Origin of the sequence: Clostridium caldaquaticum (genome assembly GCF_023806125.1) — a bacterium.
GTDB lineage: Bacteria > Bacillota > Clostridia > Clostridiales > Clostridiaceae > Clostridium_AT > Clostridium_AT caldaquaticum.
In genome coordinates, this window is the sequence record NZ_JAMSKT010000008.1 from 102,128 (window position 1) to 119,292 (window position 17,165).

Annotated in this window: 22 protein-coding genes; 1 reads left to right on the forward strand and 21 read right to left on the reverse strand. The window is 33.0% G+C overall.

Features of this window, described 5'->3' with window-relative positions:
* Nucleotides 1-132: 132 nt before the first annotated feature.
* Nucleotides 133-1,713 carry a phosphoenolpyruvate--protein phosphotransferase gene (ptsP, locus tag M2651_RS06905; RefSeq protein WP_252131617.1) on the reverse strand — a complete coding sequence of 527 codons (1,581 nt, stop codon included), beginning with the start codon at nt 1,711-1,713 and terminating at the stop codon, nt 133-135.
* Between the two features lie 316 nt (nt 1,714-2,029).
* Here ptsP and M2651_RS06910 point away from each other — a divergent pair, with 316 nt between their 5' ends.
* Nucleotides 2,030-3,697, forward strand: coding sequence for a sigma 54-interacting transcriptional regulator (locus M2651_RS06910; protein WP_252131618.1), 1,668 nt, complete (start codon nt 2,030-2,032; stop codon nt 3,695-3,697).
* A 30-nt stretch (nt 3,698-3,727) separates the two neighbouring features.
* Here M2651_RS06910 and wsfD read toward each other — a convergent pair whose 3' ends face one another.
* The 20 genes from wsfD to M2651_RS07010 form a co-directional block, all read right to left on the reverse strand.
* A complete protein-coding gene (wsfD, locus tag M2651_RS06915; protein ID WP_252131619.1) occupies nt 3,728-5,200 on the reverse strand; it encodes a glycan biosynthesis hexose transferase WsfD in 1,473 nt (490 codons plus the stop codon).
* A gap of 101 nt (nt 5,201-5,301) precedes the next feature.
* A complete protein-coding gene (locus M2651_RS06920; protein WP_252131620.1) occupies nt 5,302-5,865 on the reverse strand; it encodes a Fe-S-containing hydro-lyase in 564 nt (187 codons plus the stop codon).
* 17 nt (nt 5,866-5,882) lie between these two features.
* Nucleotides 5,883-6,725, reverse strand: coding sequence for a fumarate hydratase (locus M2651_RS06925; protein WP_252131621.1), 843 nt, complete (start codon nt 6,723-6,725; stop codon nt 5,883-5,885).
* A gap of 209 nt (nt 6,726-6,934) precedes the next feature.
* A complete protein-coding gene (gene cwlD, locus M2651_RS06930) occupies nt 6,935-7,657 on the reverse strand; it encodes an N-acetylmuramoyl-L-alanine amidase CwlD (RefSeq protein WP_252131622.1) in 723 nt (240 codons plus the stop codon).
* Nucleotides 7,658-7,836: 179 nt separating this feature from the next.
* Complete coding sequence (gene rpsI, locus M2651_RS06935; protein ID WP_252131623.1) at nt 7,837-8,229, reverse strand: 30S ribosomal protein S9; 393 nt, start codon at nt 8,227-8,229, stop codon at nt 7,837-7,839.
* Nucleotides 8,230-8,254: 25 nt separating this feature from the next.
* Nucleotides 8,255-8,689: a 50S ribosomal protein L13 gene (gene rplM, locus M2651_RS06940; protein ID WP_252131624.1), complete on the reverse strand. Its 435-nt coding sequence runs from the start codon at nt 8,687-8,689 to the stop codon at nt 8,255-8,257.
* A 133-nt stretch (nt 8,690-8,822) separates the two neighbouring features.
* Nucleotides 8,823-9,560 carry a tRNA pseudouridine(38-40) synthase TruA gene (truA, locus tag M2651_RS06945; protein WP_252131625.1) on the reverse strand — a complete coding sequence of 246 codons (738 nt, stop codon included), beginning with the start codon at nt 9,558-9,560 and terminating at the stop codon, nt 8,823-8,825.
* 19 nt (nt 9,561-9,579) lie between these two features.
* A complete protein-coding gene (locus M2651_RS06950; protein ID WP_252131626.1) occupies nt 9,580-10,392 on the reverse strand; it encodes an energy-coupling factor transporter transmembrane component T family protein in 813 nt (270 codons plus the stop codon).
* Entirely contained in the window at nt 10,385-11,248 is an 864-nt protein-coding gene (locus M2651_RS06955) for an energy-coupling factor transporter ATPase (protein WP_252131627.1), read from the reverse strand. The genes M2651_RS06950 and M2651_RS06955 overlap by 8 nt, the downstream gene beginning before the upstream one ends.
* Nucleotides 11,233-12,078 (reverse strand): energy-coupling factor transporter ATPase, encoded by an 846-nt coding sequence (locus M2651_RS06960; protein WP_252131628.1) that lies wholly within the window; start codon nt 12,076-12,078, stop codon nt 11,233-11,235. The genes M2651_RS06955 and M2651_RS06960 overlap by 16 nt, the downstream gene beginning before the upstream one ends.
* A 58-nt stretch (nt 12,079-12,136) precedes the next feature.
* A complete protein-coding gene (gene rplQ / locus M2651_RS06965) occupies nt 12,137-12,478 on the reverse strand; it encodes a 50S ribosomal protein L17 (protein WP_252131629.1) in 342 nt (113 codons plus the stop codon).
* A 40-nt stretch (nt 12,479-12,518) separates the two neighbouring features.
* On the reverse strand, nt 12,519-13,466 hold the full coding sequence (locus M2651_RS06970) for a DNA-directed RNA polymerase subunit alpha (protein WP_252131630.1): 948 nt from the start codon (nt 13,464-13,466) through the stop codon (nt 12,519-12,521).
* A gap of 59 nt (nt 13,467-13,525) precedes the next feature.
* A complete protein-coding gene (rpsD, locus tag M2651_RS06975) occupies nt 13,526-14,146 on the reverse strand; it encodes a 30S ribosomal protein S4 (RefSeq protein WP_252131631.1) in 621 nt (206 codons plus the stop codon).
* 43 nt (nt 14,147-14,189) lie between these two features.
* Nucleotides 14,190-14,588, reverse strand: a complete 399-nt coding sequence (gene rpsK / locus M2651_RS06980; protein WP_252131632.1) for a 30S ribosomal protein S11 — start codon at nt 14,586-14,588, stop codon at nt 14,190-14,192.
* A gap of 15 nt (nt 14,589-14,603) precedes the next feature.
* On the reverse strand, nt 14,604-14,975 hold the full coding sequence (gene rpsM / locus M2651_RS06985) for a 30S ribosomal protein S13 (RefSeq protein ID WP_252131633.1): 372 nt from the start codon (nt 14,973-14,975) through the stop codon (nt 14,604-14,606).
* Between the two features lie 123 nt (nt 14,976-15,098).
* Nucleotides 15,099-15,212: a 50S ribosomal protein L36 gene (gene rpmJ, locus M2651_RS06990; RefSeq protein WP_025434559.1), complete on the reverse strand. Its 114-nt coding sequence runs from the start codon at nt 15,210-15,212 to the stop codon at nt 15,099-15,101.
* A gap of 15 nt (nt 15,213-15,227) precedes the next feature.
* Nucleotides 15,228-15,446: a translation initiation factor IF-1 gene (gene infA / locus M2651_RS06995; protein WP_252131634.1), complete on the reverse strand. Its 219-nt coding sequence runs from the start codon at nt 15,444-15,446 to the stop codon at nt 15,228-15,230.
* A gap of 7 nt (nt 15,447-15,453) precedes the next feature.
* Nucleotides 15,454-15,735, reverse strand: a complete 282-nt coding sequence (locus M2651_RS07000; RefSeq protein WP_286207951.1) for a KOW domain-containing RNA-binding protein — start codon at nt 15,733-15,735, stop codon at nt 15,454-15,456.
* 13 nt (nt 15,736-15,748) lie between these two features.
* Nucleotides 15,749-16,495: a type I methionyl aminopeptidase gene (gene map, locus M2651_RS07005; RefSeq protein WP_252131635.1), complete on the reverse strand. Its 747-nt coding sequence runs from the start codon at nt 16,493-16,495 to the stop codon at nt 15,749-15,751.
* Nucleotides 16,496-17,146, reverse strand: coding sequence for an adenylate kinase (locus M2651_RS07010; protein WP_252131636.1), 651 nt, complete (start codon nt 17,144-17,146; stop codon nt 16,496-16,498).
* Between the last annotated feature and the right edge of the window lie 19 nt (nt 17,147-17,165).

The following is a 17,165-nucleotide window of genomic DNA, read 5'->3' on the forward strand; positions in this document are numbered from 1 at the left end:
ATAGTATAACTTTTTTTACAATCTTACTTTTTACTATTAAAAAATTTATAAGGTGAGTAAATAAAACTTACCCACCTTTTTATTGAAAAATATTTATTACATATTTGTAATTATCTGTTTAGCTCTCAGTATTTACGAAGCACTCATAGAAAACTCATCTAAGCCGTATTCAACTAGGGTAGGTATAGCTTCTTCGTCTCCTGCCATTTCTCCGCACATTCCGCACCACTTACCTGCATTATGAGCAGCTTCTATAGTCATTTTTATAAGTTTTAAAACTGCCGGATGCATTGGATTATATAAATAGGATATCTTTTCATTCATTCTATCTGCTGCTATAGTATACTGAATTAAGTCGTTTGTTCCTATACTGAAGAAGTCTACATGCTTTGCAAATTCATCTGCAATTACTGCAGCAGCTGGTATTTCTACCATTATTCCTGTTTCCAGGTTATCATTATAAGCTTTTCCTTCAGCCTTTAATTCTTCCTTGCACTCATTTAAAAGCTTTTTAGCTTCTAAAAATTCTTCAACTGAAGAAATCATAGGGAACATTATCTTAATATTTCCAAAAGCTGAAGCTCTAAGAAGTGCTCTTAACTGAATCTTAAATATATCTTTTCTGTCAAGACATAATCTTATAGCTCTGTAGCCTAGGAAAGGATTCATTTCCTCCGGCATTGGAAGGTATGGAAGCTTCTTGTCTCCTCCAATATCTAAAGTTCTGATAACCACTGGTTTTCCTTCTAATTTTTCAGCTACATATTTATAAGCTTCAAACTGTTCTTCTTCTGTAGGCATGTTATCTCTATCCATATAAAGGAACTCAGTTCTAAATAAACCTACACCTTCTCCGCCATTTTCTATAACCTTGTGAACATCTTCTGGCTTTCCTATATTACCTACAACTTCAATTCTCTTTCCTGCCTTTGTTGTAGTCTTAACTTCAATCAGCTTTTTAAGCTCTTCCTTTTCCTTTTCAAACTTTACTTTTTTAGCTTTATATTCTTCTATCTGTGCATCACTAGGATTTATTATAACTATACCTTCACATCCATCTACTATAACCGTATCCCCATTCTTAACAGATACAGTTATATCTCCAAGTCCAACTATAGCTGGAATTTCTAAAGTTCTAGCCATTATAGCGCTATGTGACGTTCTTCCGCCGATATCAGTTAAGAAAGCTACTACTTTGCTCTTATCAAGCCCTGCTGTATCAGAAGGAGTTAAATCATGAGCAACAATAACAGCATCATTGCCTGAAACCTCAACCGCTTCTGTAGCTATACCTAAAAGATTGTTTAAAATTCTATTCCCAACGTCTTTTACGTCAGCAGCTCTTTCTTTCATATATTCATCTTCCATGGATTCAAAAATACCCATGTACATATCAACAGTATCTTTTAATGCTTTTTCTGCATTAATCATAGCACCTTCAATGCTTGCTTCAATAGCCCCCACAAATTCCGGGTCATCTAGCAACATAATATGACTTTCAAAAACTGCAGCTTTATCAGCACCCATTTCAGCTTCTGCTTTTGCCATTATTTTAGTTATCTGCTCTCTTGATAAACTAACAGCAGCTTGAAGTCTATTTTTTTCTTCTGCTGCATTTTCTATTTTTCTTTCAACTACTACTGCTTCTTCTTTTTCATTCAGCACTACCTTACCAATAGCATACCCTCTGGAAGCTGCAATTCCTTTTTTCATAACAATTCCTCCTCATTCCTTTAAATGGATCTAGAAAGTTATCAATCAACTTTATTTACTAATCTTTATTTTTTTTAAACACCAAAATATTATTACAGCAAATTTCATGCCAAATCTAAAACAGCGTAAAATCGGCTATGTATTAAATACCCTTGATATTTTTTATCAAATACTTTCTTATTATTATTTGCATATTATGTTTTTTTATTATAAATCAATACTAGACAAGCCTTTTTTAACAGGTTATTATATTATTGATACTTTTTATCAGGCTGAATTTGCATAATGATATTTTTTATCATAGCGAGGTGTAATAATGTATAAAAACAGTATTATTGTAAACATTCATTATGGAATCCATACAAGAATTGCTGCTATGATTGTTCACAAAGCAGCAGAGCTTAAAGCAAAATATAATATTAATTTATATATAAGGAAATTAAACAGTAAAACTCCAATTGCCATAAGCATGCTAGCCTTAGTTTCCTTAAAAATTAAAGAAAATGAAATAATTGAAATCTCTTGTTATGAAGATAATAACTCCGGCAGAAATGCTGTACTTGAACTATGCAGTTTTATAACAACACAAATAGGTCCTCAAAGCAGCTCAATGTCTAATGTGGACGCTTTAATTGAAGAAAGTACTATTGCCAACGAGCAAATACTTGAAAATTTGCCACTTGGAATAATAATTATAGATGCTAATTCTAATATAACTTCTGCAAACGAATATACTTTGAATCTTCTTAAAAAGAATATACATGAAGTGTTAGGAAGGAATATAAATGATATAATTGAAGCTTCTGAATTACCTAAAGTTATGCTTACAAAAGAAAAGACTACTGGCGACATTATGCAGATAAATGAACACATAGTTATAACCAATCGCAGCCCTATATTTTCAGAAGATAAAGTTATAGGTGCTATTGGTGTTTTTCAAGATATTTCAGAGCTTGCTAAAAAGCTTGAAAACTATCAGGAAGAGCTTAATTATTATAAAGAGGAATTACAAAAACAAACTAGCTTCAGAGGTCACTTCAGCGATATTATAGGTTCCAGCGGAACCCTAAAAGAAGCTTTGATAATTGCTGAAAAGGCAGCTCATTCAACCTCTACAGTGCTAATAAGAGGTGAAAGCGGTACAGGCAAAGAACTTGTGGCAAAGGCTATACACAATCACAGCCAAAGAAAAGATAAACCTTTTATAAAAGTTAATTGTGCAGCAATACCGGAAAATCTGTTAGAAAGCGAATTATTTGGATACGAAAAGGGAGCTTTTACAGGAGCAGTAAAAAGCAAACCTGGCAAGTTTAAAATTGCAGATGGAGGCACTATATTTTTAGATGAAATCGGGGACATGCCTAAATCCATGCAGGTAAAACTTTTAAGAGTGCTTCAGGAAAAGGAATTTGAAAGCATTGGAGGACTTGAAACTCACAAAGTTGATGTACGTGTACTTGCTGCTACAAACAGAAACCTTGAAGAGATGTTAAAAAGCGGTGAATTTAGGGAAGACTTATACTACAGACTGAATGTATTAACTTTTTCTCTTCCTCCTCTAAGAGACAGAAAGGAAGATATAAGTCTGCTTGCAGAATATTTTATAAAAACTATCAGCACTAAACTTAAAAAAACTATTTCAGGCATATCCGCTGAAGCTCTTCAGCAGCTTGAAAAATATCATTGGCCAGGCAATATACGTGAATTTCAAAATATTATAGAGAGAGCCATTAACATGTGTGATGGAAATATAATAACCTCAAAAGACTTACCCTTTTATATAGCTAATTTCTCTCCAAAAGAAGAAAATTTAATTAATTTAGTAAACGGTGAACTTCTTCCACTTGAAGAATATGAGAAAGAACTTATAACTATAGCTATGAAAAAATATAAAAGCTATAATAAGGCTGGAAAAGCATTAGGACTTACCCATAGAACTGTAGCATTAAAATGTGAAAAGTATGGTATTGTTCCTGAAAAATGATGACTAAAGGAGCCGCTTTTGGCTCCTTTATTAACTATTTTTTGCTTTTTTACATACTTTATCGAATATCCAAGTACATGAAACTAAAACCATTATATCAAAGGTATAATTAAAAAGAAAAAGCTGTTTTGCAGTATCTGCTTCCCCATTGCCGATATAGGGCATTGGAAACTGCAGAATACCAATTATTGCAATAAGCCATAATAGTTCTATATACATGCGTTCCTTTGTATTTTCTTTTCTTTTTATATATTCTATTATAGAAACAACTGCAATAAAACCATAAAATATTACAAGAAAAATAAGCCTTTTAGGTAATTTAGTGTTTCTAAACTCTGACCATAAGGTAAATCTGTTAAACTTATATGTATACTCACTTACTGCAGTTTTTTCATATTTTCCTAAGGAACTCATTGTATCAAAAACTTTAGAAGCTGTATATTCCATACCCTCTATAAGCCTCTCAGGCTGAAAAACATAAAACTTTAAAAGTTTAAAATTACTGATTTTATCGTTAAATTCGGTTTTTGTAAGCTTTGACCACGGCTTATACTTTATGTACTCTTCCTTTGGAAGATAAGCGTGCTTGCCTGCATCCACAGCCATATCCGAAGGTAAGCCTAATACAGCTAAATCCTTCTCTGGATTTTTAGAATTTTTCAAAATACCGTAGAATACTGAATTATATTCAGTATCCAAGCCGCAGACACTGCTTGTTTGAACGTATATACCTCCTACATAGAAAATTAAAATTAACACAGGCACAATTAAAACTCTGCTGTTTTTAATTTTAAACAAATCCTTATTTTGAATAAAAGCTATTCTGATAATAAATGCTATCATAAAAGGCAAAGCTGGAAAACACTGAAGCTTTGCTCCAAGAAAAAGTAAAGCAGTTAAAAAAAAGAGCATAATTTTTCTAAAATCTTTTTTATCTAAATTACTTACAGCATATAAAGCTGAAGCAATAAACAGCATAAGCCCTATTATCATCATAGGCTCGCCATATAAACTGTTGAACCACACAACATAATTTCCATCCATTAATATAAATATAGATAAAATCATAAAAAAAATATTTGTAACTATTCTTTTAAACTTAATAAATTTGTAGCAAAAATAAAATCCAGCAGTATACATTAGTACATATACAAATGATAAAACTTTAGTACTAAAATATTCTCCTGCAATTATTCCTGAAATTATCCTTGCCAAAGTAATCGGATATATCATGCTAGTTGTTGGGATTATTCCTAATAACCTTGCAGGATTCATAGGAACCATTTTATATTCACTTTTAACAAACTTAAACCATAAGGAATTAAGCTCTTCGGGAGTTCTTTCAAGTTCCTTAAGACCTGTAACAGTCATTACCCTTTGAAAATCCCCCTGGTCTGCAACTCCTGGCATGGGAGGATAAAATAATACAAATGAAGCTATACTAAAAGCAATTATTACAGCTGTAATATTAATATAGTTATTTATTTTATAGGATTTTTTCACTATATCATCCTTTCAAGACAATACTTATTATAATATTATTGCCTAAAAGATAATGATTAAGTCGAATTTGCTTGTAAATTTATCCTATTTATAATAATTACTTATTTTAATTTTTCATACTCTTTATATTCTCTTTGTCCTATCTCATACAGATTGTTTCCTTGGCAGTCTATAATTACAACAGCTGGAAAATCTACAACTTCAAGTTTTCTTATAGCCTCTGCGCCTAAATCCTCATAAGCTACTATTTCCGATTTTACAACTGATTTTCCAATAAGTGCAGCCGCACCGCCTATGGCACCAAAATATACTCCCGTATTCTTTTTTATAGCTTCAATAACTTCACTGCTTCTAATCCCTTTTCCTATCATTGCTCTCAAGCCTTTTTCTATAAGCTTTGGAGAATAGGCATCCATTCTGTAGCTTGTAGTAGGCCCTGCAGAACCTATTACCTGACCTGGTTTTTCTGGTGTTGGTCCAACATAATATACTACAGCATCTTCAGCTTCAATGGGAAGACTTTCTCCTTTTTCTAAAAGCTCCACAAGTCTTTTATGTGCTGCATCCCTTGCTGCATAGATAGTACCTGTAATAAGTACACTATCTCCTGCCTTAAGCTCTTTTATTTTTTCTTTTGTAAGCGGAGTTGTAATTCTTTTTTCCATTGTTTTCTTCCTCCCATTTATAGTTCTATCTCTGCATGTCTTGTTGCATGACAGCTTATGTTTACTGCAACAGGAAGCCCTGCTATATGAGTCGGATAAGTTTCTATATTAACAGCAAGTGCTGTAGTTTTTCCTCCAAACCCCTGTGGTCCTATGCCTAAAGAATTTATCTTCTCTAAAAGTTCTTCTTCAAGTGCTGCATAATAAGGATTACTATTTCTTTCTGTAATAGGTCTTAAAAGAGCCTTTTTAGCGATAGTAGCAGCCTTTTCAAAATTACCTCCAATGCCTACTCCAATTATCATTGGAGGACATGGGTTCGGTCCCGCCTCTTTAACTGTCTTAATAACAAAATTTTTAACACCTTCAACTCCAGAGGAAGGAGTAAGCATTTTCAATTGACTCATATTTTCCGAGCCAAAGCCTTTAGGAGAAATAGTTATTTTAAGCTTATCTCCTGTTACAACTTCATAGTTAATTACTGCCGGAGTATTATCTTTTGTATTAACTCTGTCAAGAGGATCTTTAACTACAGATTTTCTTAAAAATCCTTCAGCATAGCCTTGTCTTACTCCCTCGTTTATTGCCTCCTGTAAACTTCCTCCAACAATATGCACATCCTGACCTAATTCAATAAATACGCAGGTCATACCCGTATCCTGACACATAGGCATATTTTCATTTTTAGCAATATCTGCATTAACTAGAAGCTTCTCCAGTATATCTTTAGCTATAGTCCATTTTTCATCATTATAAGCTTCCTCTAATTTCTGCTTAATATCATCAGATAAAAAATAGTTAGCATCTATACAGAGCTTTCTAACAGCTTTTGTAATTTCTGAAACATGAATCTCTCTCATATTTTTTACCTCCGTTTTATATTACATTATATATATATTACTTTATAATTCCTTTTTTAATTTTTTTCGATTTGTTTGTGCATAATTATATACCATAGTGCTTTTTCTTGTCCATAAAAAGTTATCTCCTAATTGTATGTTTTGTTTACAAGTTTATGAAATTCTAAAAAGCGACATATTGCCTGGGTAATATGTCGCTTTTTTATAGTTTATAGATTTTCAATTTTACTGAAGTACATATTTATAGATTTTACTAAAGAATCTACAATTTTTTGCTGATATTCTTCTGAAAGAAGTCTCTGTTCTTCTTCATAATTTGATAAAAATCCGCATTCTACAAGAACTGATGGCATTGTATCGTTACAAGATAATATTTTATAATCATTTTTTGCAGGTTTCTCTACTCTTTTATTATCATGATTTAAGTCAATTTTTAAATTTTCCTGCATAATGTGTGCTAAAGATTGACTTTTATTATTGTTTGAGTACCATACTTGAGCTCCATAATATTTCCCTTGCGGAAAATGGTTTTGATGTATACTTATAAACAAATCGGCCTGTGATTGTTCTTTAATTTTACACCTGTTTGCAATATCCTGTGCTTTTTTTCTTGTAGTTTTTTTATCTTCATCTAAAAGAGCTTTATCTGTGTCTCTAGTCATTATAACATTATACCCTTTTTCAATTAAACTATCTCTTAACTTAAGACTAATTTTTAAGTTTACATCTTTTTCCTTAGTTCCGCTTTTTCCTTCTGCACCACCATCATATCCACCATGACCAACATCTATTAGTATTGTTTTTTTATTGCTTGTACTATCATTTTCTGCTGCTGCAGGTATTACATTCTTAACAATACTATATACTAATAATGTAAAAATTAAAGTTGAAACTAATATAGCTCTTTTTTTTATTTTACCATTATAATGCAATACAATCCCTCCTTTAAATTCTTTGTAGAAATACAAAATTAGAAGAATTACATTGAAATATAATGTACTCAATATATATATTGTGCTACATTTTAATTTTTACTTTATTAAATTTCTGGAAAACTATTAAAAAAAAACCACAAACCATTGAGGTTTGCGGGTTTTGTATATTTTGCATATTATCTCTTTGAGAATTGTGGTGCTCTTCTTGCTTTCTTAAGACCGTATTTCTTTCTTTCCTTCATTCTTGGATCTCTTGTTAAGAAACCAGCCTTCTTTAATTCTGGTCTAAGATTTTCATCAGCTTTAACTAATGCTCTAGTAATTCCATGTCTTATAGCTCCAGCTTGACCTGTGAATCCTCCGCCATGAACATTTACTATTACATCGAACTTTTCTTTAGTTCCAGTTAATACTAATGGTTGATTAACAATAACTCTTAAAGTCTCTAAACCAAAATAATTTTCGATATCTCTTTTATTGATTGTTACTTTACCTTCACCTGGTACAAGTCTAACTCTTGCAATTGATTTTTTTCTTCTTCCAGTTCCTATATATTGAACTTTAGCCATTATAAATCCTCCCTCCTGCTTCCAATTAGTACTTTAACTCTAGTACTTCTGGTTTTTGTGCATCGTGATTATGCTCAGCACCTCTATATACCTTTAGCTTTTTAAGCATATCTCTTCCTAATGGTCCGTTTGGAAGCATTCTTCTTACTGCTTCATGGAAAGCAAATTCAGGCTTCTTTGCTAATACTTCTCTATAAGGAGTTTCTTTTAATCCACCTGGATATAATGAGTGATGTCTCATCATTTTTTGATCTAATTTCTTTCCTGTTAAAACAACTTTCTCCGCATTAATTACTATTACAAAATCTCCAGTGTCAACGTTTGGTGTAAAAACTGGTTTATGTTTTCCTCTTAATATTGTAGCAACTTGGCTTGCAACTCTTCCTAGTGGTTTTCCAGCAGCGTCAATTACATACCATTTTCTTTCAACTTCGTTCTTTTTTGCTAGATATGTTTTCATCTTTTTCCCTCCCTGAACTCTACATAAAAAACGTTTATCTATGTCAAGATCCGGGGCTAGTGGATCTTATACACTTCATAATACAACATTATTCATTATAATACATTCTACCAGGTGTGTCAACAAATTTCCACTAATTATAGTGTACAAATTCTAGACAAAGTCCGCTTGCAGGAACAGTTTTACCTGCTCTGCTCCTATCTTTAGACTGTATTATATCTTTAATATCGCTAGCCCTTATTTTACCAATTCCAACATCAATAAGTGTACCTACCATTATTCTTACCATATTATATAAAAAACCATCAGCCTCAACATAGATAATTATTTTATTATTATCTCTATTAATAAAAGCCTTCTTTATTGTTCTAACTGATGTTTTTACCGAGCTTCCTGTGCTTTTAAAAGCCGAAAAATCATGTTTCCCTATAAAATAATTACAAGCTTTTTGCATTTCTTCAAAATTTAATTCTTTTTTAAAATGATAAACATAATTTCTTCCTATTGCTGGAGGCTGAATTCTGTTTATTATAGTGTAGCTGTACATTTTACTTTTACTTGAATATCTAGAGTGAAAATCTAAAGGTACTTCTTCTGACTCTAACACTGTAATATCTTCCGGAAGCATAGTATTTAAAGCTTCTCTAAAGCTTTTACCAGGTATACTGCTTTGAGTTTTAAAATTTGCTACAAATCCTTTTGCATGTACTCCAGCATCAGTTCTGCTTGAACCCACTAAATTTACTGTCTCACCTGTAAGCTGTAAAACTGCTTCTTCTAATGTTTGCTGTATTGTAACAGCATTTTTTTGTTTCTGCCATCCTGCGTAATTAGTACCATCATATTCTATTATGAGTTTTATATTTTTCATTTTCTACTCCAATTTATTATTAAACTGCGGTCCACCAGAATCTGCTGAAAATACATAGGATAATAACTAAGACTGTTACTGTACCTGCTGTAATATCTCTGCTTGTAAGCTTTAGCTGCTTCATTCGCGTTCTTCCTTCTCCACCTCTGTAGCATCTTGCTTCCATAGCCATAGCAAGTTCATCAGCTCTTCTAAAGGAACTAATGAACAATGGTACTAGAAGTGGAATTAAATTTTTTGCTCTTGCAAATATGTTTCCACTTTCAAAGTCACCGCCTCTTGCCATTTGAGCTTTCATAATTTTATCAGTTTCATCCATAAGAGTTGGTATAAACCTAAGTGCTATTGTCATCATCATTGCTAATTCATGCGCTGGTACCCCTATTTTTCTAAATGGATTTAAAAGTTTTTCAATTCCATCTGTCAGCTCTATTGGTGATGTTGTTAGAGTAAGTAATGATGTACCAATTATTAAAAATGTAAGTCTTATAATCATAAATGCTGCAAGAACAAGACCTTCACGGTATATTCTTATAAACTTCCATCGAAACAAAAGAACCTCTCCGCTGGTCATAAATATATTTATCAAAGCAGTGAATATAAGCAGTATAAATATTGGCTTCAGCCCTTTGTATATATACTTTAGCGGCACTTTTGAAATAAGTATTGATAAAACTGTAAAGATTATTATAAAAATATATCCTTCAAAATTATTTACTATAAAAAGAGATATTATATACATCATAGAAATTAATATTTTAGTTCTAGGGTCTAATTTGTGTATAAAAGATTCACCAGGTATATACTGTCCAATGGTAATATCCTTAATCATTTTTAGCGCTCCTTAAAAATTTTAATATTTCCTCTTTAGCCTGATCTATTGTAAATGCATCTCCTGAAATATTAAAGCCTTTTTGCTTAAGTCTCTTCATTAGGTATGTAACCTGCGGGACTGCTAATCCTACACTTTCAAGAGTATCAATTTCTTTAAATATTGTGCTTGGCTTTCCATCTAGTATGCATTTTCCTTTGTGCATGACTAATATTCTTTCAGCAACTTTTGCCACATCCTCCATACTATGAGAAACTAAGATTATAGTCATGTTGTATTCTCTATGAAGTATTTTTACCTGATTTAAAATGTCATCTCTTCCTTTCGGATCTAAGCCAGCTGTTGGTTCGTCAAGAATCAAAACCTCAGGCTCCATAGCAACAACTCCAGCAATTGCAACCCTTCTCTTCTGACCACCGCTTAAATCAAAAGGGGATTTATTTTTATAGATCTCATAATCAAGACCTACCATATTCATAGCTCTCTTTACCCTATTACTTACTTCCTCATCGCTTAATCCTAAATTTTTTGGACCAAAGGATATGTCTTTCTCTATTGTTTCCTCAAATAGCTGATATTCAGGATACTGAAAAACAAGTCCAACTTTTTTTCTTATATCACTTAACTTAACGCCTTTATCTGTAATATTCACATCATTTATTATTATATTTCCACTATGGGGCTTTAAAATACCATTTATATGCTGTATTAATGTAGACTTACCAGAGCCGGTATGACCTATAAGTGCTACAAACTCATTATCATTTATAGTAATTGTAACTTCATCAAGGGCTTTCTTTTCAAAAGGAGAACCTTTCATATATATATGAGTTAATTTTTCTATTTTAATTGGCATAATGCTTCCACCATTTCGTCTATAGTTAGTATATTAGTAGTCATATCTATTCCATTTCGCTGTAACTCAAAAGCAAGCTCAGTAACTTGCGGAACATCTAATCCTATTTTTTTCATAACAGGAACCTGACTAAATATCTCCCTAGGACATCCTTCCATTATTATATTCCCTTGGTCCATTACAATAATTCTGTCAGCCTCAGCTGCTTCATCCATAAAATGAGTTATTAATATTATAGTAATTCCATAGGTTTTATTAATATCCTTTATTGTTTTTAAAACTTCTTTTCTCCCAGATGGGTCAAGCATTGCAGTAGGTTCATCAAAAACTATACATTCAGGTCTCATGGCAAGAATTCCTGCAATAGCTATTCTCTGTTTTTGGCCACCTGATAGCAAATGAGGAGCATGTTTCCTGTAATCATACATACCTACTCTTTTCAGGGACTCATCAACCCTTTTTCTAATTTCCTCAGGTTCTATACCTAAATTTTCTGGTCCGAATGCCACGTCTTCTTCTACAATTGTTGCAACTATCTGGTTATCAGGATTTTGAAAAACCATTCCTGCCTTGTTTCTTATCTCCCATAGATTTTTGGTATCTGCTGTGTCTAGGCCGTTTACATATACCTTTCCTCCACTAGGAAGAAGTAATGCATTTATATGCTTTGCTAAAGTTGATTTACCAGAACCATTTCGTCCTAATACAACAAGGAATTCTCCTTTTTTAACATTTAAGCTTACCCCATTTATAGCTATTTTTCCTTGCTCTTCTTCATTACCTGGATATTGATATATAAGGTCCTTGCACTCCACCATATTATTTAACATAAAAACACCTCTATTACAAAAAAGGGACTAAGCTAGTTTAACTTAATCCCTTTTAATATTATACTAACTCTAGTATAACCATTTCTGCTCCATCGCCTCTTCTTGGACCTACTTTATACATTCTAGTATATCCACCATTTCTTTCTGCATACTTTGGAGCTATATTTTCAAATAAATTTGCTACTACACTTTCTTCAGTTACAAAAGCAAGAACTTGTCTTCTAGCATGAAGATCTCCTCTTTTAGCAAGAGTTATCATCTTTTCAGCTAAGTTTCTAGTTTCTTTTGCTCTTGTATCAGTAGTTTCAATTTTTCCATGCTTTAAGAAACTAGTAACTAAGTTTCTTAACATTGCTTTTCTTTGGTCAGTTGGACGACCTAACTTACGATATCCTGCCATGTCTTTACCTCCTTTTTAAAATTGGTCGGTACACAGAGTTTTATTCCTCACTCTGTCTTAGGCTTAAGCCAAGAGCTTCAAGTTTTTGCTCAACTTCTTCAAGTGACTTTTTACCTAAGTTTCTAACCTTCATCATATCATCCATTGATCTTTGCGTTAACTCTTGTACTGTATTAATACCAGCTCTCTTTAAGCAGTTATAACTTCTTACTGAAAGATCAAGTTCTTCAATAGTCATTTCTAGAACTTTTTCCTTCTTATCTTCCTCTTTTTCAACCATTATTTCCACATTATTAGCATGATCAGTTAATGTCATAAACAACTTAAAGTGCTCTATAAGTATCTTTGCAGATAACCCTATAGCTTCATCTGGCTTAATTGTTCCATTAGTCCATACCTCAAGAGTTAGTTTATCATAATCGGTAATTTGACCAACTCTTGTGTTTTCTACTGTAAAATTAACTCTTTTAACTGGAGTGTATATTGAATCAACAGGAATTGTATTTATAGGTAAGTTATCACTCTTGTTTTTAGTCTGAGAAACATATCCTCTTCCTCTATCAACAGTGATTTCCATATATAGCTTTCCATCAGTGTCTAATGTTGCTATATGTAAATCCTTATTTACAACTTCTACATCTCCATCGGTTTTAATATCTGCTCCAGTTACTTCACATTCTCCTTTAGCATCTATATAAATAGTTTTAGGACCTTCACCATTCATTTTTAATGCTAAACCTTTTATGTTTAGTATAAGTTCGGTTACATCTTCCTTAACTCCTTGTACAGTGGAAAACTCATGAAGTACATTTTCAATTTTAACTGAGGTTGCTGCTACCCCAGGTAATGATGAAAGTAATATTCTCCTCAATGCATTACCTAAAGTTGTACCATAACCTCTCTCTAATGGTTCTACAACAAATTTCCCATAGGTACCATCGTCTTTAAGCTCAACACATTCTATTTTTGGCTTTTCTATTTCTAACATATAAACCCTCCTTATTTATTTATATTATCCTATTTTGAGGGCAACTGATTCTATTTTAATTACTTGCTATATAACTCAACTATTAATGTTTCATTTACTGGAACATCTATATCAGCTCTAGCTGGTTCAGCTATTATCTTGCCTTCGAAATTTTCAACATTTCCTTGCATCCAATTTGGCAGAGCCTTTGGATTTTCAGCAAACATTTTGAATCTTTCGCTGCTTCTGCTCTTTTCTGCAACAGTTATAACATCACCCACTGATACTTGGTATGATGGAATATTTACTTTCTTTCCGTTTACTAGGAAATGTCCATGAGTTACTAACTGTCTAGCTTCTCTTCTTGAACCACCGAAACCTAATCTGAATACTACGTTGTCAAGTCTCATTTCAAGAATTTTTAATAGGTTCTCACCTGTTATTCCCTTCATTCTATCAGCCTTTTCATAGTACTTTCTGAACTGACCTTCTAGTAATTCGTAGATTCTCTTAGCTTTCTGCTTTTCTCTTAATTGAACACCATAGTTTGAAAGCTTCTTCTTATTTTGTCCGTGTTGTCCTGGTGCATATCCTCTTCTAGCAAATGCACATTTATCTGTATAGCATCTATCCCCTTTAAGGAATAGCTTCATTCCTTCTCTTCTGCATAATCTGCAGTGAGCTCCAGTATATCTTGCCATTAAAATCTACACCTCCTGTGATTTTCTCTATATATTACCACAATTAAACTCTTCTTCTTTTTGGTGGTCTGCAGCCATTATGTGGTATTGGAGTAACGTCTTTTATAAGTGTAACTTCTAAGCCAGCTGCTTGAAGTGATCTTATAGCAGCTTCTCTACCTGCTCCTGGTCCTTTTACGTATACTTCAACACTTCTCAGACCATGCTCCATAGCTGCTTTTGCAGCAGTTTCTGCAGCCATTTGAGCTGCATATGGAGTGCTCTTTCTTGAACCTCTGAAACCTAATCCACCAGCACTAGCCCATGATAGAGCATTACCAACTTTATCAGTAATAGTAACTATAGAGTTGTTGAAAGTGGATTTTATATGTGCAGCACCATGCTCAACGTTCTTTCTTTCTTTTCTTCTTCTAGTAGTTCTCTTTACCTTTTGAGCTGCCATTTCCTTACCTCCTTACTATTTCTTCTTCTTAGCCCCTATAGCTCTCTTTGGGCCTTTTCTTGTTCTTGCATTTGTTTTAGTTCTTTGACCTCTTACTGGAAGTCCTTTTCTATGTCTTATACCTCTGTAACATCCTATTTCGATTAATCTCTTTATGCTAAGAGCTACATCTCTTCTTAAATCGCCTTCAACCTTGAAGTTTTTGTTGATATAATCTCTTAATGCATTAACTTCTTCTTCAGTTAAGTCTCTAACTCTAGTATCTGGATTAACTCCAGTTTCTGCTAATATTTTATGTGAGCTTGGTAGTCCTATACCATAAATATATGTTAGACCTATTTCAACTCTTTTTTCTTTTGGTAGGTCAACACCTGCTATTCTTGCCATTAAATCTTACACCTCCTAGGTATTAATCAAATGAAACAAACTTCATTTTAATGTTTTATATATATATAAGTTTTAGGCCGATAGAACCAGCATGCCCTATCGTCAGCCGCTCCTAAAACATAATTAACCTTGTTTTTGCTTGTGCTTAGGATTTTCACAAATAACCATGACTCTTCCTTTTCTCTTGATAATCTTGCACTTTTCGCATATTGGCTTAACTGATGGCCTTACTTTCATGGCTAACCCTCCTTATTACTTTGCTCTCCAGGTTATTCTACCACGTGTCAAGTCATATGGAGAAAGCTCCACAGTAACCTTGTCACCAGGTATAATTCTAATAAAATTCATTCTAAGTTTACCAGAAATATGTGCCAATATTTCATGACCACTTTCCAGTTCAACTTTAAACATCGCATTAGGTAGTGCCTCTAAAACCTTACCCTGCATTTCAATAACATCATCCTTTGACATAAGGTAATCAAACCTCCTCATTAGAGCTCATTGACTGTAAAAACTTTTTTACCGCTCTATTACTAACCTTATCTCCTTGTTTTAGCAATTGTTTAATTTCACTTGCTGTAATATCAGTAATCTTAAGATGCTTAATTTTTTTCTTCTTTGGCTTTTCTACTGGTCTTAAATCTCCATCTGTAATATAAACATAATCTTCATCAATTATACTTGTTATAATGAAAATTCTGCCAGCATCTCTACCTGATTTTGAATAAGCAACCCTGCCAACATAATCAGTAAATATCAAATTAACCACCTCATCAGATAAGAGTTAGTATTTCCGGTCCATTTTTTAAAATGGCTACAGTGTTTTCATAATGAGCTGAAAGAGAACCATCTTCAGTTACCACTGTCCAGCCATTTGATTCCACTCTGACATCGTATTTACCTATATTCACCATAGGTTCTATAGCTAAAACCATGCCATGTACTAGCTTAGGTCCTCTGCCTGGTCTCCCGAAGTTTGGAACTTCGGGATCTTCATGCATGTTTCTCCCAATTCCATGACCAACAAAATCACGTACAACAGAATAATTAAAACTCTCAACGTAAGTTTGTATTGAAGCAGATATATCAGTAAGCCTGTTTCCAACTAATGCTTTTTCTATTCCTTTAAAAAAGCTTGTTTCAGTAACTTGAATTAAATTCTCAGCTTCTTTAGATATTTTACCAACTGGAATTGTTCTAGCGGCATCTCCTTGAAATCCATCTAAAATTACTCCACAATCAATACTAATTATATCTCCTTCTTGTAGAACCCTATTTGCTGGAATACCATGTACAACTTCATTATTTACAGATGCACATATAGATGCCGGAAACCCGTGATAACCCTTAAATGATGGTTTTGCATTATGTTTTTTTATGAACTCTTCTGCTATTTTATCTAACTCCGCAGTGGTTATTCCTGGTTTTATCAGCTCTTCAAGCATTGCCAGGGTTTCCCCAACAAGCCTACCTGCACGCCTCATATATTCAATTTCATTATCATTTTTAATTATTATCATTTAGTTATCTCTCCCTAGGACTTTACAAATATTTTTAAAAACATCGTTTATTGCTTGTGTTCCATCTATAACAGCTAAAATACCTTTATCTCTGTAGTATTTTATAAGAGGTTCTGTTTGCTGATTATAAATATCCAGCCTTTCTCTAACTGTTTTTTCCTCGTCGTCTTTCCTTTGTATAATATCACTACCACAAATATCACATTTACCTTCAAAAATCGGAGGGTTAAACTTTATGTGATAGCTTGCTCCGCAGGTTAGACATACTCTTCTGCCGCTCATACGCTCAATAATAAAATCTTTAGGAACATCAATTAATAATGTAGTATCAAGTTTTTGACCTTCTGTTTCAAGAAAACTGTCTAGTGCATTTGCTTGAACTACTGTTCTTGGAAAGCCATCTAACAGAAATCCTGACTTACAATCTTCATTTTTTAGTCTTTCCAGAACTATCCTTATGGTTAATTCATCTGATACTAACTGGCCTTTATCAATGCTTTTTTTTGCTTCGATTCCTAGAGAGGTATTTTCTGAAATATGTTTTCGAAAAATATCACCCGTTGATATATGGGGTATGGATAATCTATTACATATTGATTTAGCCTGAGTTCCTTTACCAGCTCCAGGAGGACCTAATAAAACTATTTTCAATAGCACCATCTCCGCATAG